This window comes from Empedobacter sp. UBA7248 (assembly GCF_002472945.1).
Lineage (GTDB): Bacteria > Bacteroidota > Bacteroidia > Flavobacteriales > Weeksellaceae > Empedobacter > Empedobacter falsenii_C.
Genome location: NZ_DKSU01000011.1, coordinates 67,052 through 89,811 on the forward strand (window position 1 = coordinate 67,052; position 22,760 = coordinate 89,811).

28 protein-coding genes are annotated in these 22,760 nt (G+C 32.4%); 4 read left to right on the forward strand and 24 right to left on the reverse strand.

Annotated features, from left to right (window positions below; genetic code table 11):
- Positions 1–9: 9 nt before the first annotated feature.
- The 20 genes from B4A23_RS11390 to B4A23_RS11485 all read right to left on the reverse strand — a co-directional run bounded on the left by B4A23_RS11390 (position 10) and on the right by B4A23_RS11485 (position 16,915).
- Positions 10–909 carry a helix-turn-helix domain-containing protein gene (locus tag B4A23_RS11390; protein WP_291120114.1) on the reverse strand — a complete coding sequence of 300 codons (900 nt, stop codon included), beginning with the start codon at positions 907–909 and terminating at the stop codon, positions 10–12.
- Positions 910–966: 57 nt separating this feature from the next.
- Positions 967–1,854: an urea transporter gene (locus B4A23_RS11395; protein ID WP_291120117.1), complete on the reverse strand. Its 888-nt coding sequence runs from the start codon at positions 1,852–1,854 to the stop codon at positions 967–969.
- 16 nt (positions 1,855–1,870) lie between these two features.
- Entirely contained in the window at positions 1,871–2,653 is a 783-nt protein-coding gene (locus B4A23_RS11400; protein ID WP_291120120.1) for an urease accessory protein UreD, read from the reverse strand.
- A 1-nt stretch (position 2,654) separates the two neighbouring features.
- A complete protein-coding gene (ureG, locus tag B4A23_RS11405; protein ID WP_115000045.1) occupies positions 2,655–3,293 on the reverse strand; it encodes an urease accessory protein UreG in 639 nt (212 codons plus the stop codon).
- Positions 3,294–3,314: 21 nt separating this feature from the next.
- Entirely contained in the window at positions 3,315–4,004 is a 690-nt protein-coding gene (locus tag B4A23_RS11410) for an urease accessory protein UreF (protein ID WP_115000043.1), read from the reverse strand.
- Positions 4,005–4,015: 11 nt separating this feature from the next.
- Positions 4,016–4,516, reverse strand: a complete 501-nt coding sequence (locus tag B4A23_RS11415) for an urease accessory protein UreE (protein ID WP_280045780.1) — start codon at positions 4,514–4,516, stop codon at positions 4,016–4,018.
- Between the two features lie 5 nt (positions 4,517–4,521).
- The gene (locus B4A23_RS11420; protein ID WP_286479378.1) at positions 4,522–5,154 is read right to left on the reverse strand and encodes a hypothetical protein; all 633 of its coding nucleotides are present in this window, start codon (positions 5,152–5,154) and stop codon (positions 4,522–4,524) included.
- Between the two features lie 82 nt (positions 5,155–5,236).
- Positions 5,237–6,958 (reverse strand): urease subunit alpha, encoded by a 1,722-nt coding sequence (ureC, locus tag B4A23_RS11425; protein WP_115000038.1) that lies wholly within the window; start codon positions 6,956–6,958, stop codon positions 5,237–5,239.
- A gap of 1 nt (position 6,959) precedes the next feature.
- Complete coding sequence (ureB, locus tag B4A23_RS11430; protein ID WP_038336652.1) at positions 6,960–7,328, reverse strand: urease subunit beta; 369 nt, start codon at positions 7,326–7,328, stop codon at positions 6,960–6,962.
- A gap of 18 nt (positions 7,329–7,346) precedes the next feature.
- Positions 7,347–7,649, reverse strand: coding sequence for an urease subunit gamma (ureA, locus tag B4A23_RS11435; RefSeq protein WP_038336653.1), 303 nt, complete (start codon positions 7,647–7,649; stop codon positions 7,347–7,349).
- A gap of 712 nt (positions 7,650–8,361) precedes the next feature.
- Entirely contained in the window at positions 8,362–9,144 is a 783-nt protein-coding gene (locus tag B4A23_RS11440; protein WP_291120125.1) for a DUF2490 domain-containing protein, read from the reverse strand.
- Positions 9,145–9,170: 26 nt separating this feature from the next.
- Entirely contained in the window at positions 9,171–11,600 is a 2,430-nt protein-coding gene (locus B4A23_RS11445) for a TonB-dependent receptor (RefSeq protein ID WP_291120127.1), read from the reverse strand.
- The gene (locus B4A23_RS11450; RefSeq protein WP_291120130.1) at positions 11,578–12,132 is read right to left on the reverse strand and encodes a GNAT family N-acetyltransferase; all 555 of its coding nucleotides are present in this window, start codon (positions 12,130–12,132) and stop codon (positions 11,578–11,580) included. The genes B4A23_RS11445 and B4A23_RS11450 overlap by 23 nt, the downstream gene beginning before the upstream one ends.
- Before the next feature lie 7 nt (positions 12,133–12,139).
- Positions 12,140–12,907: an ABC transporter ATP-binding protein gene (locus B4A23_RS11455; RefSeq protein ID WP_291120133.1), complete on the reverse strand. Its 768-nt coding sequence runs from the start codon at positions 12,905–12,907 to the stop codon at positions 12,140–12,142.
- The gene (locus B4A23_RS11460; RefSeq protein ID WP_291120136.1) at positions 12,907–13,920 is read right to left on the reverse strand and encodes a FecCD family ABC transporter permease; all 1,014 of its coding nucleotides are present in this window, start codon (positions 13,918–13,920) and stop codon (positions 12,907–12,909) included. The genes B4A23_RS11455 and B4A23_RS11460 overlap by 1 nt, the downstream gene beginning before the upstream one ends.
- Entirely contained in the window at positions 13,910–14,932 is a 1,023-nt protein-coding gene (locus B4A23_RS11465; RefSeq protein WP_291120139.1) for an ABC transporter substrate-binding protein, read from the reverse strand. Before B4A23_RS11465 ends, B4A23_RS11460 begins: the two co-directional genes overlap by 11 nt.
- A 3-nt stretch (positions 14,933–14,935) precedes the next feature.
- Positions 14,936–15,397 carry an urease accessory protein UreE gene (locus B4A23_RS11470; protein WP_291120142.1) on the reverse strand — a complete coding sequence of 154 codons (462 nt, stop codon included), beginning with the start codon at positions 15,395–15,397 and terminating at the stop codon, positions 14,936–14,938.
- 12 nt (positions 15,398–15,409) lie between these two features.
- Positions 15,410–16,129 (reverse strand): hydrogenase nickel incorporation protein HypB, encoded by a 720-nt coding sequence (gene hypB / locus B4A23_RS11475; RefSeq protein ID WP_052217937.1) that lies wholly within the window; start codon positions 16,127–16,129, stop codon positions 15,410–15,412.
- 24 nt (positions 16,130–16,153) lie between these two features.
- Positions 16,154–16,501 carry a hydrogenase maturation nickel metallochaperone HypA gene (locus tag B4A23_RS11480; RefSeq protein ID WP_038336663.1) on the reverse strand — a complete coding sequence of 116 codons (348 nt, stop codon included), beginning with the start codon at positions 16,499–16,501 and terminating at the stop codon, positions 16,154–16,156.
- 87 nt (positions 16,502–16,588) lie between these two features.
- Complete coding sequence (locus tag B4A23_RS11485) at positions 16,589–16,915, reverse strand: hypothetical protein (RefSeq protein WP_291120144.1); 327 nt, start codon at positions 16,913–16,915, stop codon at positions 16,589–16,591.
- 211 nt (positions 16,916–17,126) lie between these two features.
- On the opposite strand from B4A23_RS11485, the gene B4A23_RS11490 reads away from it, so the two are divergent.
- On the forward strand, positions 17,127–17,744 hold the full coding sequence (locus B4A23_RS11490) for a DUF2975 domain-containing protein (protein WP_291120147.1): 618 nt from the start codon (positions 17,127–17,129) through the stop codon (positions 17,742–17,744).
- Between the two features lie 2 nt (positions 17,745–17,746).
- Positions 17,747–17,953 carry a helix-turn-helix domain-containing protein gene (locus tag B4A23_RS11495; protein ID WP_286486023.1) on the forward strand — a complete coding sequence of 69 codons (207 nt, stop codon included), beginning with the start codon at positions 17,747–17,749 and terminating at the stop codon, positions 17,951–17,953.
- A gap of 59 nt (positions 17,954–18,012) precedes the next feature.
- On the opposite strand, the gene B4A23_RS11500 is transcribed toward B4A23_RS11495, so the two are convergent.
- From B4A23_RS11500 to B4A23_RS11510, 3 genes are read right to left on the reverse strand one after another with little or no spacing between them, the layout of a single operon-like run.
- Positions 18,013–18,642, reverse strand: a complete 630-nt coding sequence (locus tag B4A23_RS11500; protein ID WP_286495422.1) for a Crp/Fnr family transcriptional regulator — start codon at positions 18,640–18,642, stop codon at positions 18,013–18,015.
- A gap of 2 nt (positions 18,643–18,644) precedes the next feature.
- Positions 18,645–19,058: a YeeE/YedE family protein gene (locus B4A23_RS11505; protein WP_135836085.1), complete on the reverse strand. Its 414-nt coding sequence runs from the start codon at positions 19,056–19,058 to the stop codon at positions 18,645–18,647.
- Positions 19,059–19,062: 4 nt separating this feature from the next.
- On the reverse strand, positions 19,063–19,611 hold the full coding sequence (locus B4A23_RS11510; RefSeq protein ID WP_291120149.1) for a YeeE/YedE family protein: 549 nt from the start codon (positions 19,609–19,611) through the stop codon (positions 19,063–19,065).
- 128 nt (positions 19,612–19,739) lie between these two features.
- Here B4A23_RS11510 and B4A23_RS11515 point away from each other — a divergent pair, with 128 nt between their 5' ends.
- Together B4A23_RS11515 and lysA are read left to right on the forward strand one after the other, a co-directional pair.
- The gene (locus tag B4A23_RS11515; protein WP_291120151.1) at positions 19,740–20,873 is read left to right on the forward strand and encodes an MBL fold metallo-hydrolase; all 1,134 of its coding nucleotides are present in this window, start codon (positions 19,740–19,742) and stop codon (positions 20,871–20,873) included.
- A gap of 162 nt (positions 20,874–21,035) precedes the next feature.
- Complete coding sequence (gene lysA / locus B4A23_RS11520) at positions 21,036–22,247, forward strand: diaminopimelate decarboxylase (RefSeq protein WP_291120153.1); 1,212 nt, start codon at positions 21,036–21,038, stop codon at positions 22,245–22,247.
- Positions 22,248–22,308: 61 nt separating this feature from the next.
- Here lysA and B4A23_RS11525 read toward each other — a convergent pair whose 3' ends face one another.
- The gene (locus B4A23_RS11525) at positions 22,309–22,647 is read right to left on the reverse strand and encodes a hypothetical protein (RefSeq protein ID WP_286502283.1); all 339 of its coding nucleotides are present in this window, start codon (positions 22,645–22,647) and stop codon (positions 22,309–22,311) included.
- Positions 22,648–22,760 lie beyond the last annotated feature (113 nt).

Here is a 22,760-nt window from a genome sequence, read left to right on the forward strand (position 1 = left end):
TCAATTTATTTAAAAAACGGGATTCTTAGTAGATTGAGAATTCCAGATTTGTTCTCGGTACTCTTTTGGTGTGATACCTGCAACTTTTTTGAACAGTTGCGTGAAATGTGAAGCGGTCTGAAAATTAAGCTCAAATGCAATTTCAGAAATTCTTTTACTTGAATGCAATAATGCTTTACTGTAATTAATATCCGTTTCGTTAATCCATTGTTTTGGCTTTTTTTGCGTAATATCTTTCACGCATTTGTTGAGATAATTTTCTGTTACAAATAATTTATCTGCATAAAAAGTTACTTTCTTTTCTTCGATATGATGTTTAAAAAGCAAATCTTTAAACTGCAGCGAAAGTTCCATTGGACGCGTAGTTGTACTTGGAATCTTTTTATAATCGATATTAAGTAACTTTAATAAAACAACATGTAACATCGCGATAATAATCTCGTTAATTTCAAGGCTATTCAAGAAAATTTCTTGTTCCATTAAAACCAATAATTGATGAATGGTTTGAAAAGTAACCGCATCAAGTGATAAATAAGGCGACATCAAGAAAATACTCGATTTATATTTTGGCAATTCTAATTCAGATAAAATATGATTTTCGTACGCCAAAAAGAAACCTTCTATATCATCAGACATTTCTACTGTTGCAGTAATTGTTCCTTGTTTTATAAAAATTATTTCATTTTCGTTTACTTCATATTCTTTGTTCTCTAAATATTGTTTCATGCTTCCTTTGGTCACAAACAAGATAAAATTGAATGTTGTTCTATATGGAATTACGGGCATTAAAATATCTTTTAGATAATACTCTAATCGATATAATTGTATATCCTCATTATTTCCTAAAACTTGGTTACTTAGATGAGCTAGAAATAGTTCTTTGTATTGTGAGTTTGATATCATTTCCATGGCAATGCTTTTTAAAATGAAACTGTTTTTATTGTTCGAATTTTATGCCAAATTACATTATATTCCAAAAAATCGATCGGTATATTTTTTTATAAATAATGTGCACCAGGTTCCTACAACAAAAGGAAATGTAAGAACTCCTCCAAATGATGCAAAAATATTGGTTTTAACAAATAGTACATCAATCAAAACGGTGATAAAAACACCTAATAAAACCCAAAAACCATCTATTCGTTTGGTTCCAGCAAATACAATTGCCGTTAAAACAGCATTAAACCCAAATAATCCCATGTGAATTTGTTCTACTGGTTCTCCAAATAAATTTGAAATTTCTGCACTAAAAATTGAAGCTGCTAAACCGTACAAAGCCGCAGCGGGTGAACCAATAAAAACGGCAATAAAAAAGATGATACCAGACATTGGACCACCTTGAAAGATTACTTCTCCGAAACCATTTGTTGATGTAAACAAATCATTTGTTTCTAATAAAGTTTGAGTATTTCCTGCAGTTGCAGGTCCTATTGTTGTAAAATGATGAATTCCGAAGATTAAACACCATGTTAATAGAATAAATGGTAAAGTAAAAACGGGAATATTTCTTTTGATAAAAAAATGTTGAATAATCGCTGCTAATGCGGAAGCAACCACCAACAAAATCCAGATAAGAAAAGTAGAGTCGAACATAATTGTTAATGCAACACCCACTAAAGCTGCACTAAATCCATATAAACCTGCGTTGATTTCTTCTTTGTCGTATTTCAATAAGATTGCTGTAATTGTCCCAACTGCTGTCGAAACAACTGCGCCAATTCCTCCTTCTATACTTCCTAAGAAAATACCAATCAAAAACAATAAACCTGTACTACTGTTTTCTTGCAACATGATTTGTCCTAAACCTTTTAGAACTTGATCTATAAATGGAACTTTCGTTAAAATTTTGTCCATGATTTTTTATTTGTTTCTATAATTCCCAAAGTAAATCTTGGGCAGCCAAGAAATAATTATACATTGCTTCTCCTCCTTGACTTAAAGCTCTTATGACGAAACGATTTCCATCCAAAACAGAAATCCCAATTTCTACATTTGTATGTTTTTTTGCAGTTTCTAATAATGTTTCTACCAACGCAACTTTATCCGTTTCTGGTTTTGTACTAAAGAAAATAAAACTTCCTTGATGCGTATAATTTTCTAAAATACCAATACTACTAATCGGAATTAAATCAGGCTGAATTAAGACATTATCTTTGACTACTAATTTGTTTTGATGATAGATTTCAGTCAAATTCTGAAAACGTTTTAACTTGAAAACTTCTCCCGAATGTTTGCGTCCACAAGTAATGATTTCACTAATAATAATTTGACTATTCTCTCCAATTGTAATAGCAGCGCTACTTTTGAAATTAGAGTTTTCATGCGGAACAACTGGATGCGGCACATAGGCAAACGACGCATTGTTGTGTATATTAATCGTCAACTTTTGTGTTGCTTCATCATCCATATTAAACAATCGTTGGTACGATTGTGATTGCAACTGAAGTGCTGCATTGTCTTCTACATCAATATTCAGAATATATTCGTCACCATTCAAAATTCCTGGTGAAGAAGTCATCGTCATTTGATATAATTTATTATCTAATTTTCGTTGCCCAACGGATACAACACGGAAGGGTTTACCGACGTACAAATTTTTGACGAACGATTTACCTTCCTTGTATCCTGCAACAATATCTAATCTACATTCCATCTTATCTCAAAAGATTTGGTTCTTCGATTTCTTCTAAAAGTGCATATTTTTTAATCCAACCAATAACACCATCCAAACCTTCTTCTGTTTTTAGGTTTGTGAAAACAAAAGGTGCTCCATTTCTCATTCGTTTTGTATCGCTTTCCATCACTTCTAAACTTGCTCCTACGTGTGGCGCTAAATCTATTTTGTTGATGATTAATAAGTCTGAACGTTGGATACCAGGTCCACCTTTTCTTGGAATTTTTTCACCTTCTGCCACATCAATAATAAAAATCGTCACATCAGCTAAATCTGGGCTATAAGTTGCTGCTAAATTATCTCCTCCACTTTCGATTAAAATCAATTCGATATCAGGAAAACGATCTGCTAATTCATCAACTGCTTCCAAATTCATACTTGCATCTTCACGAATCGCTGTATGAGGGCAACCTCCAGTCTCTACACCAATAATTCTATCTTCTGGTAAAAGACTATTTTTCGCCATAAATTTGGCATCTTCTGAACAAAAAATATCGTTTGTGATTACTCCTAAATTATAATCACTAAACATTTTTCGACTTAATTTTTCCAATAAAGCTGTTTTTCCAGAACCTACAGGTCCACAAACTCCAACTTTGATATATTTTCTATTTTCCATTTTGAATATTGTTTATAAAATTTATGACATGTATAAGCGAGAATATAAGCGTTCGTGTTGCATACATCTGATATCAAACGATGTGTTGCATAAGCCTACATATTCTCTATCTAATTCTATTGTTTCTTTGGCTGTTTGAGAAATTGTTTCGTACAAATCGAACATTAAATCTTGTCCATCCAATTGTCCCAAAGGCACTAATTTTACTGCGTTTGTTACAATTCCAGAAGCCGAAGTGTAGTAAAAAGCAAACAATGCTTCGTAAAGTGGAATTTGCAATAAACTGGTATAAATTCCGAAAACAATCGCGTAATTAGAATAAGCGATGTTTTGTTTGATGTTGCGTTCGTATTCCTCAACAAATTCTGATTCTACGCGACGCTTGAAAATTTTGATTAAACGCAAACCTAATTTCTGACTTGCTTGTCTGATTTCTTTTGGCGCTTTTAGAGCAGAACATTCTTCATCTAATTTCAAAATTTCTTTCAAATCTGAATGTTGAGTTGCTTCGTAAGCTAATTTCACAAAAGCACCATCATTATATTTCAGATTATATTTCATCATGTTTTCTACAAACTCTTGCGCCGTTTGTTTGTTATTGACGATTCCATTCTGAATATAAGTTTCTAATCCATTCGAATGTGTATAAGCACCAATCGGTAAAGTAGGATCAGAAATATGTAATAAACTTGCTAAAAATTCTTGTTTCATTCTTTATCTTTTTACGATAATTTTATTTTCAGATTTTTTGTAGACATTGAACCTCCTACTTTGGTCTCGCGATGATGATCTACATTGGCATTCAATAGATGTAGGAGTTTTAAATCTTGAACTTTTGGATTGTATCCAGATGATTCTAACCAGCGAAAAATGGTCAATTCGAAAGGCATAAGCAACAAATCATTTTCATTGTAAAGTGGTAAATGTTTGTTTCCAATTTCGTGGCAAAGTGCGCTCATTTCAAGAATAGATTGAGGAGAAAGTACAATCGTTTTGGTTTCTAAAACATTCACAACAATTGCCGTTTCGTCATCCATAAAAAGAATATCTCCATCGTGCAAACGTTGTTTATCTTTCAAAAATTTGATCGCGACATCTTTTCCACCTCTTGTTCTTTTGCGTTGAATTCTTTTGGTTGTTTCGTACCAATCCAAATCCAAATAATCAATTGACTGTGAAATTGATTGTTCTGCAACAGTTCCTATTCTCTCATTAATAATCATCTTGCTTAATTTTTTCTTCTAAAATCGATATTTTTAGATACGCCCATTCCAAATGCAGAGCCATTAACTCCAGCAACAGATGTTTTTGTCCAACCTTCTTTTGATTTTGTTTCTAACAGCGAAAAATCTGCAAATCTAAATTTCAATCCCCAGCCTCCGCCTAAAACAATTCCAATCATAGGATAACCTCTCAATCGAAAACCATTAAAATTTTCCATAGATGCTGTTGTTTCAGACAATTGTTGTCCCCAAACATAATGCACATCAAAATGCGCAATTAGCGTAAAATATTTACCAAGCGCCAAGGAAGGACTATACCAAATCCCTGTTTCATTTTGTTTACTTACAACTTGATGATTGACATTATCTTCTGTATATGCGTAGTTAACCCCAATCGCATCATTATTATTGAAGAAATACCCTATTCCAATCGGAGCACTTGAGACGTTGCTGCTACGACCAGATGGCGACGTAACTTTAGAATAATCTAATGAACCATATAGTGAAAATTGCCCTTTTGGACCTTCATCATTGTCTTTCAATCTCATTCCTCCTAAGATTTGCCCGTTCATTTTCCCTGAAATCAATGACATTCCAATTACTGCAATTGAAAAAACTATTTGATTAAAATTTATCATTTATACTTAAAAACCTGATTTTATTATTTCATTAAAAATATTTGAAAAGGCTCAGCACATTGTCTGAGCCTATTTTTAATGATTAGAATAAATAATACAATTGAGCTAAAGGAACTACTTCCGATGGTTCGCATGTAATATATTCTCCGTCAACATATACTTTATAATTTTCTGCATTCACTTCGATATTTGGTGTTTTATCGTTGTGAATCAAATCTTTTTTACCAATATTTCTACAGTTTTTAACAGGTAAGAAAACTCTGTTCAAATTATAGCTGTCAATTGTTCCATTATCGATAGAAGCCTGAGAAACAAATGTGATATTCGTTTTCTGAACTGCTTTACCAAAAGAACCGAACATATTTCTGTAAATAACTGGTTGTGGAGTTGGAATAGATCCGTTTGGATCTCCCATTTTACTACCTGCGATAAATCCTCCTTTCAAGATCATTTCTGGTTTTACACCAAACATAGCAGGTTTCCAGATAACTAAATCGGCAATTTTACCAACCTCAACAGAACCAATATAATCTGAGATTCCGTGTGCTATTGCAGGATTGATTGTATATTTTGCGATGTAACGTTTTGCACGGAAGTTATCATTGTCATGACCTTTATCTTCTGCAATTTCTCCACGTTGATCTTTCATTTTACTTGCCGTTTGCCAAGTTCTTGAAATTACCTCTCCTGGACGTCCCATTGCTTGAGAATCTGAACTCATGATACTGAAAACACCCATATCATGTAAAATATCTTCGGCAGCAATTGTTTCTGGACGAATACGAGAATCAGCGAATGCTACATCTTCAGGGATATTTTTACTCAAATGGTGACAAACCATTAACATATCCAAGTGCTCATCAATTGTGTTAACTGAATAAGGACGAGTTGGATTTGTAGATGCTGGTAATACATTTGGATACATCGCAGATTTGATAATATCTGGTGCGTGACCTCCTCCAGCTCCTTCTGTATGGAATGTATGAATAACACGACCATTGATCGCTTCCATTGTATCTTCTAAGAAACCACCTTCGTTTAATGTATCTGTGTGGATCGCAACTTGTACATCATATTTATCTGCAACTTTCAATGCTGCATCAATTGTAGATGGTGTTGCACCCCAGTCTTCGTGAATTTTTACTCCTAAAGCTCCAGCTTCTATTTGCTCTTCAATTGGCTCAACAGTAGCACAGTTTCCTTTTCCGAAGAATCCAAAGTTCATTGGGAAAGACTCAGTCGCTTCCATCATTTTTTGAATATTGAATTTCCCTGGCGTAACAGTTGTTGCATTAGAACCGTCATTAGGTCCTGTACCTCCACCAATCATTGTTGTAATACCACTGAATAAAGAAGTATTAATTTGTTGTGGAGAAATATAGTGAATGTGTGTATCGATACCACCAGCTGTCACAATCATTCCAGCTCCATTGTGTACTTCTGTCGAAGCTCCGATAATCATTCCTTCAGTAATTCCGTCCATTGTATCTGGGTTACCAGCTTTACCAATACCAACGATTTTACCATCTTTGATTCCGATATCTGCTTTTACAATTCCCCAGTGATCAATAATAATTGCACGTGTAATACAAAGGTCTAAAACACCTTCTGCACGCAATTTTGTAGAGTTTTGCCCCATACCATCACGTACAGTTTTTCCTCCTCCAAAAATTGATTCATCACCATAATGTCCAAAATCATCTTCAATTTCGATGATAAGATTTGTATCTCCTAAACGTACTTTATCTCCCGTTGTAGGGCCTAAAATATTGGCGTATTGTTTTCTGTCTACTTCTAAACTCATTTTAAAGACTTTTAAAATTGTGAGATTTCATATTCTCTAATGCTTGTTGTTTTTGCTCGTCTGATTCTATAGAACCTTGAACTAAATTGCTGAATCCGTACATTTTTTTGTCACCAGCGATTTCTACTAATTCAACCTCTTTTTCTTCTCCTGGCTCAAAACGAATAGCTGTACTTGAAATAATGTTTAATCGTTTTCCGAAAGCAGCTTCACGATCAAAAAGCATCGCTTTATTTACTTCGAAAAAGTGGAAATGAGAACCAACTTGTATTGGTCGATCTCCTGTATTAATCACATTAATTTTTACCGTATCTCTACCTTCGTTACAAACGATTGTTCCTTCTTTTACAAAAATTTCTCCTGGTATCATTTTCTTTTATTTTTAGAATTAACGAATAGGATTATGAACCGTTACCAACTTTGTTCCGTCAGGAAAAGTCGCCTCCACTTGTACATCGTGTATCATTTCTGCAACTCCTGGCATTACATCGTCAGTTGTTAAGATGTTTGCTCCTTCTTGCATCAATTCTGCAACTCGTTTCCCATCTCTTGCACCTTCCAAAATAAAGTGGCTGATAAGCGCAATAGATTCTGGATAATTTAATTTTACGCCTCTTGCTTTACGTTTCAACGCAAGCTCTCCAGCAGTATGTAACATTAGCTTTTCTAATTCGCGTGGTGTTAAATGCATTTTTTTATTTTTTAAAAAATTAGATATTTATCCTACACATTGATGTAAACAATTTGTGTATGAATATGTTGAATTTTGACAATAAGAATCCTTCATTGCTTAGTTAAAAACAACGAAATCTATTGTAGATTAATAAAAATTAATTATTTGTAATCAATTTGTAGCGAATGAAATAAGATGTATTTCGGTAAACTTTTTAAAGTCTTGACTTCAACTGTTTCCGATATTTTTTGATAAAAGGTTTGATGAAAATAAATATTCAAAAAACGAACAAACAAATCACAATCGAATGTAAAAATTTCTGATTCTGATTTATTTTCATCAACTGATAATAGATTGAAATTATCAAATTGAGTAGATAATTTTTTTCCACAATCTATTTGTTCTGTGTGTTCTCTATGCGCCTCGACAAGACTTCTCGTTTGAGAAAACTTCGAGATACTTATTACAATCGTAATAAATAACATTAAAAATACTATAGAGAAAACCTTTTTCATTACTGATGTAAAATTAGACGTTTTACTTTGTTTGTTTCTTACTTAAAAAATCAGATAAATATTCAAAAACGTGACAATTTAATTCTTTTTGACTATTCTAAAACCTTTGATGAATAATCCTTAATCTTACTTCAAAATGATTAATCCATTCATTTTAAATGATTTAATTATTTATTAAAATAAATCATTGTCATCCAAAATCACTTATTTAATTCCTACGGAAGCTTCCAAACCAAATCTACTGCAACATAATGCACACCCGATTTCGCTTCTGAATAATTCCTAATCAAGTTGTTAACATAACCAATATCCATCGTCAACGGAGAATTCGGAATTTGGAACATATAATAAAGTCCCAAACGCGTTTCTTTGTAGGCATATTTTGTCCAATGTTTTTCCACATCGTTCATATAACTCGTCGCAAATAAACCTTCAGCACTAAGCGCTAAAGATTGCTTATTCTTATCTGAAATCGGATATGTTAATTGCGTTTTTACACGCGTTCTTAACTGAAAGTTTTCGTCAACTTCATTAAAATCAGCATCAAAAAACTTTCTGAATTCTTGTCTAATTGTATTCTTCCATTTAAACTTTCCTAAATTCGCAGTATACGCATAACGCCCATAAACTCTAAACTCCTGCTCTATTCCTTCTTTGTGAAAAGGAGCTTCAGAATCAAATTCATTTTGACGACGATAACTTATCGCATAACTATATTGTTGATTTGGCTTGAATTTATTGTAAATCTCATAATTCAAGACTAAAATTGCAGGTTTATCAACTGGATTATAATTATCTGGTGAACTTTTTCGACCCATTCCAACATATGCAACTGCATATTTATTTCCAGTAGAATCTAACTTATGTTGCACGCCAAAAGCAGCCCAAGAAGCGGTTTTAGCTTTACCTAAACCTGGAGGACTTAATTGTCCAAAACTTGTTGTAATCGTAAATAAAAAGGCAGCAACAATGCTTATTTTGCGTGTAATTGAAATCATTTTTATGTTTTATTTGTTTATTTATTTTAGAATGAATAGCTTAACGTAGCCATCATATTACTTGGAGATCCAGGGAAAACTCGTGTGTAATCAATTCCTCCTTGGAAATAATATTTATCGAAAATATTATTGAATTGTACTGAAATTTTTAATGGGTTCAAATCATAATAAATTGCAGCATTTACCACTGTGTAATCTGGCAAAAACCCCCACTCAGCATTCCCTTGTACATCTTTTCCAACAGAATTTTCCATACGTCGATTGCTAACATAAGAAGCACCAAGACCAAATCCTAAACCTTTGAAAGTATCATGCAAAACCGAATATTTAAACCAGACATTCGCCATATTTTTTGGTGCATTTGGCAAAGGCATTCCAACTTCCGAAGCTACAGAAGAAGCTTTAACCTCTGTGTCTGTGTACGTATAATTGAAACTCATTTGTAAATTACGATGCAATTGTCCTCGTAAATCAAGCTCCAAACCTTTCGAAGAAACTTTACCCGATTGACGATAAACAGGAAAACCAGCATCGCTCAATTGTCCTGTTGGCATCATCATATCATTGCGTTGAATTTGATAAAGCGCTAAATCTATTTGCAATTTCTTCTTGAAAAATTCTGTTTTCAATCCTGTTTCTACTTGAAAACTTCTCTCTGATTTGAATGGTTTATCAGCACCATAATTTTTGTAATTCGCTACATAATCAGCCGCAATTGGCACATAACCTTGCGAATAATTAGCGAAATAATTTATTGTTGGCGTTACTTTATATGTCAATCCCACACGAGGTAGCCATGTATCTTGAGTTGCTGAATAAGGCGTTTTTGGATTTGCACTTTCTGATGTATAATGCTCGTAACGCAAACCAAATAACATTTCTAATCGATTAAATTTTACTTGATCTTGTACATAAACACCTGTTGTTTTATAAGAACTCAAAAATGGAAAAGATGCTTGTTTCAACCATTTGTAAGAAGATAAATCTTTCGATTCGTAAATTGGATGATTCAAATCAAATGTCAACGGAACAATTTCTCCATTCACCTCTTTGCTTCTCGCCTCTTTCTGCTGATTATCCGCATCTGGCTTATATTGTGCATAATCAACACCAAAAATTATATTTTGTTTTACTTGTCCTTTTTGCAATTTATAATTCAAAAAAGCAACGGCATTGTCTGTATAATCAGTTGCTTCACGAGACAAGAAACGCATATTTACAATTGTGTTATATGGCGCATCTGCAAAGCTATTCAACGTTCTGTGTTCGTTTAATTTTTCTTTATAAATTGATTTCGAATAATTAAGCGTTAATGATAAATTATCTAAAATCTTTTGAGTTAATTTTGTACGAAACGAAAATGTTTCTGTTTTGAAAAAATCCGATGGTTGAGACAATGTGAAAGAACGATTGATTGCATATAAATCTGTTTGTTTCACACCCATTCCACGATCCAAATAACCATCAAAATTATCGTACGTCAAATCCACATCGATTTGTGTTCCTTTTCTTGGTTTGAACGTAAAAGATGGCGCAACCGAAACTATTTTTTGATTGTTATTTTTTCTAAATGTTTTACTTGTTTGGTAACCTGCATTCAATCGATAAAATAAATTATTACTCAATGGTCCACCAATATCAAAGGTTGTACGTAAAGTTTCAAAACTTCCTGATGAAAAACTGACAGCTCCATTAAAATCTTCTAATGGTTTTTTAGTCACTAAATTAATCGTTCCACCTGGCGCAATATCACCAAATAACGTTCCTCCCGAACCTTTCAAAACCTCGATTCTTTCTAAATTAATCGTCAAAGGCGAATTGAAATAACTTGTTCCATAGCCAAAACCAGAACGCAAACCATTCACCAAACGCAAACTATTTCCGTATCCGCTGCTAAAACCTCTCAATGTATAATCGTCATAAGATGAAGCCTGATTAACACCCGATAAATCATGCACCATATCCGAAACTTTGAATGCTTGTTTATCATCCATCAATTGGCGATTCGCAATGCTAATTGTCTGTGGTAAATCTTTCAGATTTCCATTCAATTTTCCATCAAAAGTGATCGTATGTTGATAATATGAATTCTTTTTGTCCGAACTAATTAAAACTTCTCCTAATTGCGTTGATTCCTTTGATAAATAGATTTTAAGACCAGTTTGCTCGTTCCAATTTTGTTTTGTAATCACAAAATTTGTCGAATTCAAACCATCAGCCATAATCGAAATTGTTAACGGAAGTTGAACTTCTTTTTCGAATTTAAACTCTCCATTTTCAGCAGTTTCTACGTTGTATGTATCATTTTCAATCGAAATAATTGCATTCGATATTGGTTGATCTTCTTGATTCAGAACTTTACCAAAAATCATTTTTGCTTCTTGCGCAGTTGCTGTTATTCCAAGAAAAATGAAAAAACTAAACGTGATAATTTTATATATGAAAGATGTTTTCATTTTGAGAAATATTATTTTTTAATTCAATTGTACCAATCTCTTTTTGCAAGTGATAAGTCGGAAAATTTGATTCTTCGCAAAACATCATCAAATCAAAACCTTGTTTCAACCAAAATTCATATGCTCCTGGCAAACTTGGATGCGTGTGCAAATACAAACGATGAATATTTTTTTGATGCGCTTGTTTTTCCAATTCCTGAAACAATTGCGTTCCCAAACCAAATCGACGATAAGCTGGTTCGACAAACAAACGAGCAACCTCAACCGTTTTTTCTTTACCAACAGAAAGATGAGGAAAACGATAATCGAAAGGCATCATACCGATAACGCCAATAATTTTATTGTTTTCATCACGCGCCTGAAGAAAAATTCCAGTTTGGTTTTCGATGTAATTTGACATAAAGTTCAACAAGTCTTTTGGAACAATTGTCGGATCTAATGTTGGAAATAAATCGCGTCTAAACTCGATCACATAAGGCAATATTTCTTCAACCTGATGAGTTTCAACAGGTGTAATTTTTATATTTTTCATTCAATTTTTATTTTAATTGTGGCACAAACAATTGTTTTCCTTGATGAGTTAAATTCAACAAAGGCAATTGATACGTTTCTTGCAGAATATTTTTAATCTCTTCTTGATTATAATTTTCTAAATCAACCAATTGATGATTTTTCATCATATAAAATTGATCACCATACATAAATGCCAAATTAGGATCATGCATCACACAAAGCACTGTTTTTCCTTGTTTGACAAATTCTTGTAAAGTTTCTAAAACCAAAACTTGGTAATGCAAATCCAAGTGATTCGTTGGTTCGTCTAACATCAAAACATCTGGATTTTGAACCAAAACACGACACAACAATACCAATTGTCTTTCTCCACCAGAAAGCGAAGTATAAGCTTTGTCTTTTAAATGCCACAGATTAAACTTCGTCAACATTTCTTCGACAATTTGATAATCTTCATTCTTTGGAGAAAATCTCGAAAAAGAGGCGCGACCTGTCATCACCACATCAAAAACTTTGAAAGGAAAAGTCGTTTGATGAAACTGTGTCATAAAGCCTAAACGAAGCGACGATGATCCAACTTTTATCTTTTTGCGTTCTTCATTTCCAATGAAAACATTTCCGTCGTATTTCTTCTCCAAACCTGCAATGATATTAAACAAAGTCGATTTTCCACTTCCATTTTTTCCCATCACAACAGATAATTTTGCTTCAGAAAAATTGACATTTACATCATTCAGAATTTTATCTTTCCCGTAAGTAAACGATAAATTTTGTATGTTAACTATTGCTTTCATTAGTTCCAATTTGCTGCGTTTTTTCTCATCAGATAAATAAAAATTGGTGCACCAATCAACATTGTAAAAACACCAACCGGAATCTCAAAAGGCATTACAGTTCTCGAAAAATCATCAATAACCAAAAGAAGAGTTCCGCCAATACTAATATTTGCCCAAACCGTTTTTTCGTTATTTGGTCCAAAAAACATTCGACTAATATGTGGAACGATTAATCCAAATAAACTTATCACACCAACTGCGGCAACACAAGCGGCTGTAATTAAGGTTGCAACTCCTATCAAAATAACTTTCAAAAGTCCTGGTTTTACGCCAACTGCAAGCGCTTCTTCATCACCCAAAGACAATAAATTAAGTTTCCAACGGAATAAAATGATAATGGTTAAACCAATTAAAATCGGATAAAAAGCTATTTCTACTTTTTCCCAAGAAGCTGTATGTAAATTTCCCATCGTCCATTGCACAATCATTTGCAATTTATATGGATCGCTGATGTATTGTAAAAGCGTCAAAACGGCTGTAAAAACTCCAGAAATTATCATTCCTGATAAAACCATATTGATTAACGAACTTTTGACATTTGTCTTAGATATTAAATATGTTAATAATACAGCGCAAATTCCAAATACAAATGCTGAAATATTAATTGACAACACAGGAACAACCATCGCCAAAGCTGCACCAACAGCAGAACCAGATGATATACCTAATGTAAATGGATCAACAATTGGGTTTCTGAAAATTGCTTGTAAAACATTTCCAGAAGATGCCAAAGCTGCGCCAACAATAAACGTTAATACAATACGAGGTAAACGAACTTGCCACAAAATAGTTTCGATACTTGATTGAGGTAAATTAGTTGTTCCCGAAATTAACTTGCTGATTGCAGATGAACTGTAACGAATCAACTCCGAAATGCCTACAAAATTAGTTGCGCCCATTGTCATAGAAAGGATAACAACCGTTATTGGCAAAATCAAAAGTAGACCGTAAGATTTCAATTTAGATTGCATTTTTCTTGTATAAATCTGGTTTTTGGTACAATTGCATGATATCGTTTTGCACCTCTTTGTTTAATTGTTCAGTCGAATAAGCCGAAGGATAACACCAGTTACGAAGTTGTTTGGCAAATAATAAAAACTTAACCGTATGCGGATCGTAATAAAATGCAGGATTCATCTTGAAAACTTGTTTCGATTTTACCGCTGGTAAAGCATCCAATTCTTTTAATTGATACACCTCATCAAGGCTCGAATTCCAAAGTACAATCAAATCTGGATTCCATTTATAAATAGATTCTGCACCAACATTTGGCGATTCCATTTCCAACGGACAAGCATTTTCTGCACCCGATAATTTAATCGCTAAATCTAACAAAGTCCCTTTTCCTGATGTCGAAAAAATACGTCCTTTCGACCATGCGTAATACACTTTTTTAGGTTTTTCGTTTGCAGGAGTTTTCAACTTTTCAGCCTCTGCTTTTACATAAGAAACCACTTCTTCTGCACGCTGTTTTTTTCCTAATAAAGTTCCCATTCCAAGCAATTCTTTGTAAATCTTATCTTGACTTAAACTTGAAACGGTAAAAACTGGAATATTTAACTCTTCTAATTGCTGAATTGTTTCGATATTTTGTTCATAAACAATCGCTAAATCAGGCTGTAAACCAACAATTGTTTCAATATTACTTGACCCACCCCCAAAAGTTGGCGTCGCAATTGTTTTATTTTTGATTCGCTCATCTAGTTTTGCATAGAACTCAAATTTATCTTCATTCTGAAAAACTTGTTGCGGAATTCCAACCACTTTATCTTCGGCGTGTAACATATAAATTTCGTCCAAAGAAGGTTCAAAAAGTACAATCACTCGTTTTGCTTCTTCTGGTAACGAAATTATTTTTCCACGACTATCTTCCGCTTTTATTTCGCCTTGTTGTTCGCTCTTTTTTGAAGAAGAATGACAACTTTGAAAAAAAATAAAGAATGATAAAACAAGGGTTATGCGATGAAATATTTTACAATTCATGGTTTAATTTTTTACCAAATTTTTTAATAAAAATTCACTGATTAATTGTGCTTCGACAAGTTGTATTTTATCTTGATAACGAGTCAAAAGTTGCTCGTACATACGACCATCATAAGGAAGCAAAAGTTGATTATCGTCGTTTTTCCAGTAAATAGGAAGGTGACGATTGCCAACGAAGTAACAAAAATCAGCGGCATCGGACTTCGACTTTGCAGAAAACTGAATACACAAACAAGGTTTTATGTAAACTGAAGCTATTAAATTGTTTTCATGAAATAATCGATCGCCGTTCTGCCACTCATTTTTAGTTTGTAATCGAAGTTCTAATGTTAAACCAGTAGTTGTTTTTCGTGTAATTTTTTGTTTTCGAATCTCAAACCATTCAATCGTTAATTGATCCAAAACATTTTCTACTTCTTCAGTTTTTGACTGAATTTTATCTATAATTACCAACTGATTTTCCATTGTTTCGATCTATTATTTTTGTTGAGCAGCTTCTTTTTTCAACTGAACTTTCTCTTTCAACCATTGACACCATTCGTCAATTCCTTCTCCATTCAACGTACTGATTGTTTGCACTTCTAAGTTTGGATTAACCTCTCTTGCATCTTTAGTAACCGCCTCGATAGAAAAAGGTACATATGGTAATAAATCTGATTTAGAAACCAACATCAACTCACTTGTTAAGAACATACGTGGATATTTTTTTGGTTTATCATCACCTTCTGTTGTAGCAATAAGTGTTACACGATAATCTTCACCTAAATCAAAAGCAGATGGACAAAGAAGATTTCCTACATTTTCGATAAATAATAAATCTGTTCCATCCAAATTAATGTGATCCAAAGCTTGTAAAATCATTTGCGCTTCGATATGACACATTCCACCTGTTACAATTTGTAACGCATTAATTCCTACTTCGCGCATACGAACTGCATCACGCTCCGTTTCTGGATCACCAACTAAAACAGAAATATTCAATTCTTTTCCCAAACGTTTTCCAATTTCTTGTAACAACGTTGTTTTTCCTGATCCTGGAGACGAACAAACATTGATGATACAAACATCTTTCAGACGTTCGCGAATCGCATTTGCAACATAATCGTTGGCTTTTAATAAATGTAAAGTTGTGTTGTCGCATTGAACAGATCCTACTCTATTCCCAAGACTTTTTGGATTTTGTGTATTTGTTGACATAATTGAAATATGTTTAATTAATGATTATTTATTTTTAAAGATGACTTGCGAGATAAAAAGCTCATTTCCTTTGACAATTGTGCTGGACGGTGTTGAGCAATCTTCGCAAACAAATTTGTGATATTTGACTTCGAAATTCTTGTGACAATGTTCGCAATACGCCACAATTTCATTGACTAAAACCTCTAACTCGATTTCATTATAATTTTGGTTATCAGCTATAAATGCATCAAATGCATTTTGGATTAAAACAGGTTGAACATTTGATAAAAGGCCAGCTGTAATTTGAACTTTTTCTATGTCTTCTATTTTCGAATCATAGTGCTCGTTCAACGTATCAAATATGTCTTTGACAATACTTAATTCGTGCATAATTTTTAATTTTTGTGAATAGATTCCCTCCTTCTAAACAAAATAAATGCTTAGAAAATAGCTATGTATAAGAAAATTTTATGTTTATCAGATAAATGGTAAACCGTAGATATAATGCCTCAACAGGCAAATTGTGTTGGTTGAAGTAGAAAATAAATCAGAAAATACACGAACACAAATCTGTTGATTAAAATTAAACTTAACATCCGTGTTGATAAATTCGTCAAAAGAAAAATCATTGATTTTTAAATCTTCTACAGTAAATGTAAATCCTTCAATAGTGCTATTTGTATTATCACATTTTATTGTCTCTTTTTCTACTTTTTGATGCGCAGAAGATTGATTTGTTTTGTTAGAAAAACTAAACAGAACAATCAAAAAAAGGATAGAAAATATGTGAAAAATTGTTTTCATTTACGATTGTAAAGGTACTACAACATTCTACCTAAAGGATTATTCAAAATAGAGGATAAATGTTCAAAAACGTTACAAATCAATAAAAATTATTTCACCTAGAAAAACAACAATTAAATCGTTTATTAATATATTTTTATTGTTTTACAATAAATTTATTTTGTAATTCAAAATATTTCTATTTAATTTGAAAAATAAATTATTACTAAATATGGAAACTAAATCTAAATTTTATTTAAAATTAATTGGAGTATTACTAATCACTCTACCTTTTATTGATTTCTTTTTTAATAATGGATTAAATGATTTCAAAAGAGGTTTGAATGATGGAAATTCAAAAGGAAATTATGAATATTTTAATGTCATTCCAAAAAATAGTGTCAATAATACTATTTCTATTCCAAGAATAGATGGAGACATTTTAACAAACGAAATTAGTTTAGAAGTATATACTGATAGAAGTTTAGATATTTACCCATTTTATATTTGGGTTTTATATTTACTTTTAGGCGTTGTAATAGTTTTTTATTTATTTTCTACAATTCGATTAATTAAAAGATTTATTAACGGTGAATTATTTGAAAAAAGCACATACAATACTTTATTGTATAATGGTTTTGCTGTTATTGGTTTTTCTTTGATTGACTCTTTATTAACTATCATAAAAAATAATCAACTAGAAAAATATCTTGTGAATAGTAATTTTATTATTTCTAAAAGTAATATGATTAATGCTTCTGATATGTATACAGGATTATTTATTATTGCTTTTGCAATTGCCTTAAAACAAAGTATTCAAATGAAACAAGAAAACGATTTAACGATATAAATATGGCAATTATTATCAATTTAGATGTCATGATGGCAAAACGTAAAATGTCTTTAAATGATTTGAGCGATAAAGTTGGTATTACATTATCTAACTTATCTATCTTAAAAAATGGAAAAGCAAAGGCTATTCGTTTTGAAACTTTGAATGCAATTTGTAAAGCTTTAGATTGTAAACCTGGTGATATTATTGACTATACGGAAGATTAAAACAAAAAAAGGAAGCTCAAAAATTAAGCTTCCTTTGTATATATTTTTTAAATAATTTCTTACTTAATCGTGATTTCGTTTCGGTTTAATTGAAGGAAACCTTCTTTTTCTAACGCTTTCAACAAACGAGAAATAACAACACGAGAAGTATTCAGTTCATAAGCAATTTCTTGGTGTGTTTTTACCACAACTTTACCTTTGTTGATACTTGCAACATCCAACAGATATTTTTTCAAACGTTCGTTCATATCGTTGAAAGCTAAATTGTCAATCGCTACCAACATTTCCTCCATTCTATTATTATAACTATCAAAAATGAAACGTCTCCACGATGGATATTTTGCCAACCATTCGTCCATTTTTACAATCGGAATCATTACCAATTCTCCATCAGTTTCAGCTACAGCACGTATTTTACTTTGTTTATCACCCAAACAACAAGCCATCGTCATGGCACATGTATCACCTTTTTCGAGAAAATACAACAACAATTCTCCTTCATCAAAATCTTCGCGCATAATCTTGATTGCACCACTCAAAAGAATTGGCATTCCCTTGATAAATTGGTTCAAATCAATCATCACATCATTCGCTTTAAAATCTATCAAAGATCCTAATTCATCAATTTCATTCAATAATTCATCTTCAAATTGATACGGATAAGTTGCTTCTATTTTCTCTTTTATCATGTTTAATGTGGGATTTTGTTTCTAATTTTTCCGTAAAGAAAAGTACCGATTAATGCACCTACAATTGTAATTAAAATTGGATAAACTCCTGCGCCTAATAACACAAATATTGGTCCAGGACAAGCGCCAACCAACGCCCAACCTAATCCGAAGAAAATTCCTCCGATCAAATAACGAGCTATTGATTTTGTTTTGGGTTGAATCACAATTTTTTCACCATCGATATCTTTTGCTTCTTTCTTTTTCATCCATTGTATTCCAATCAAACCAACAACCAAAGCCGAACCGATAAATCCGTACATGTGGAAAGATTGAAAATTGAACATTTCGAAAATACGAAACCAAGAGGCTGTTTCTGCCTTGTACATGGTTACACCAAAGATAACGCCTAATATGATATAAACTAAACTTCTCATGAGATTAAAAAATTAAAGGAAACAAAACGTGAACCATCAAAAGTCCACCGATAAAAAAGCCGATAACAGCGATTAATGAAGGTAACTGCAAATCACTTAAACCCGAAATCGCATGCCCAGATGTACAACCTCCTGCGTAGCGCGTTCCAAAACCAATTAACAATCCACCAACAAATAATAACGCAATATTTTTAATGGACATCGTTTCGAAAATTTCGGTTGGAGAATAGGCTTTTCCTGCACTTTCAAATCCCATTGCATTCAATTTTGTAATTGTAGCATCTGAAATTGCTGGAATTTGATTATCTGATAAAAAATGTACCGAAACAAAACCTCCTATTACTGCACCAACTAAAAATAATAAATTCCATTTTTGAGCTTTCCAATCAAACGAGAAAAAATCACATGATTTTCCTCCTCCCAAAGCAGAACAAATCGTTCTGAAATTTGATGAAAATCCAAAACTTTTTCCGAAATAAATCAATAAAAGCATTACAATCGCAATTATTGGTCCGCCAATATACCATGGCCAAGGTTGTAAGATAAATTCCATTTTGTATTTTTTCTAAAACGTGTACAAAGTTGATAAATCTAAATTAAAATGAAAGTTACAAATGTTACAGTTTACTTAAGATATATTATTTCAAAATCAATCCAAGAATTTTATAAATTTGATCATTAATGAAAAAAATCAATAAACGAAAAGTTTTAAAACGAATGCTTTACTTCCTATTAAGTTTGATTGTAATTCTTGTAATTGCAACTTTCGCGGTTCTACAAATGAATACTTTTGGTGCTGATGCAACTGGAAAACGATTGGAACGAATAAAACAATCGAAGTTGTATAAAAATGGACAATTTCAAAATATTCATCACACGCCTGCATTTGCAGAAGGTTTTGATACCAAAAAAGTGATGTGGGACTTTTTCTTTGGTGCGAAAAATCCAAAACTCAATCCAAAAGATTCTATTCCGCATATTCAGACAGATATCAAATCAATCGACAAAACCGAAAATGTGTTTATTTGGTTGGGACATTCGTCTTATTATATTCAATTGGATGGTGTAAATTTCCTTATCGATCCTGTTTTTAGTGATTACGGTTCGCCTTTACCAATTTTCAATAAAGCGTTTAAAGGAGCAAATACGTATCATGCAAAAGATTTTCCAAAGATTGATTATTTGGTTATTTCACACGATCATTATGATCATTTGGATTATGAAACGGTGAAAGAATTACGTTCAAAAGTGGATAAAGTTATTCTTCCGCTTGGCGTTGGTGCGCATTTTGAGAAGTGGAATTATTCGCCCGAACAATTAATCGAAGAAGAATGGAATACAAGCGTTACATTAAAAAATAACTTAAAAATAACTTTTACACCAGCTCGTCATTTTTCTGGTCGAAAATTTAAACGAAACACAACACTTTGGACTTCCTATGTGTTGGAAACGCCTAAGCAAAAAATATTTTTAGGTGGTGATAGTGGTTATGATATGCATTTCAAAGAAATTGGAGAAAAATATGGTCCGTTTGATTTTGCGATTCTCGAAAATGGACAATACAACGATGCGTGGAAATACATTCATGCTTTACCAACAGATTTACCTGCAATTATCAACGATTTGAAAGCAAAACATATTATTCCTGTTCATGCTGCAAAATTTGCTTTGGCAAAACATGCTTGGGACGAACCTCTGGAAAAAATTATAGCGAATGGTAAGCAAAATAAGCTCGATATTTTAACTCCAATGATCGGTGAACCACTAAATTTGAACGATTCTGTCTTTCAATTCAAAGAATGGTGGAGGGATTAAAACATTTATTCCCGAATAATATTCGAAATATTTTTCAAACTTTTAAATAATATTCGAAATTACTGATTTATAATAAGTTTATTCTGAATTTTCTTCAGAAAACCATTTGTATTCCGTAATTTTGGCAACTGAAATTTAACTTTAAACAAAAAAATAAACAAAATGGAACTGAATAGAGAACGTCTATTGGAATTGGTGCAAAAATATGGTGCACCGTTGTATGTGTATGATGCGAACAAAATTAGATCGCAATATGAAAAGATGACAAATGCATTTTCTACAGTCAAACGTTTAAAGTTAAATTATGCATGTAAGGCGAACACAAATCTTAATCTTTTAAAGTATTTCAAATCACTTGGTTCAGGATTGGATACAGTTTCTATTCAAGAAGTAGAATTGGGATTAATGGCGGGTTTCAAGCCAAAAGAAATCATTTATACGCCAAATGGTGTTTCGTATGCAGAGATTAAAAAAGCAATTGATTTAGGTGTTCGTATCAACATCGATAACCTTTCGGTTTTAGAAACATTTGGTCAAGATTTCCCTAAATATCCAGTTTGTGTGCGTATTAATCCACATATTATGGCTGGTGGAAATGCAAATATTTCGGTTGGACATATTGATTCAAAATTCGGAATTTCTATTCACCAATTACCGCATATCAAACGTGTTGTAGAAAATACTGGTTTACATTTGGATGGTGTTCACATGCATACAGGTTCTGATATTTTAGATATTGATGTTTTCTTGCAAGGAGCTGAAATTTTATTTGAAGTTGCAGCAGAATTCAAGAATTTATCTTACATCGATTTTGGATCAGGATTTAAAGTTCCTTATTATCCAGGAGCAGACGAAACGGATATTGAATATTTAGGAGAGCGTTTATCAGCTCGTTTCAATGAGTTTGAAAAAACGTACGGAAAGCCTTTGACATTAATGTTCGAGCCAGGAAAATATATGGTTTCGGAAGCAGGATCTTTCTTAGCGACTGTAAATGTTGTGAAACAAACAACTTCTACTGTTTTTGCTGGAATTGATACAGGTTTCAACCACTTGATTCGTCCAATGTTTTATAGTGCTCATCACGAAATTGAAAATATTTCGAATCCAGAAGGTCGTAGTCGTTATTACACAGTTGTGGGATATATTTGTGAAACAGATACATTTGGATCGAATCGTAAAATAAATGAAATTAGCGAAGGAGACGTATTGTGTTTCCACAATGCAGGAGCATATTGTTTCTCGATGGCTTCGAACTACAATTCGCGTTTCAAACCTGCGGAAGTCTTGTTAATTGACGATAAGGATTATTTAATTCGTCGTCGCGAAACAATTCAAGATTTAATCGCAACAACAGAGAATATAAAATTCTAAGCTCAGAATTTTTATATATTTTTATAGTATTTTAAAGCTCAATCTAAGGATTGGGCTTTTTTTATTTACCTAATTTCAGCGGTTTGCTAAAAAAAATATCATGTATAACACTTCTTACTAAATTTTGTCCATATGTTTTTGAATCATCATATTCGTAAGGAATTCTTTTCTCTACAGGCTCTAAAGGAGAAACATCGTGTTGTTGATTTGTATAATTTTTGATATAATCTTGCATCAATTCATTATTCTTTTCAAGCGATAAATCTTGCGAATATTTAAAATCAAAATAACCAGATTGTTGAGCAAAATTCATCAACAATTTATTTTTTGACTGATCATTCTGAGCAACTTCTTGTGCAAAAAGAGCAATTGGAAAAAGAAAAAATAAAAGTGTTTTCATTATCAATCATTTACTTTTTTAAAGTTATGAAAATATTTTCAAGATTTAATCTATCCAATTTTAAAAACTTTATAATGACATTCGTCTTATGCAATTCGAAATGAATTAAATAC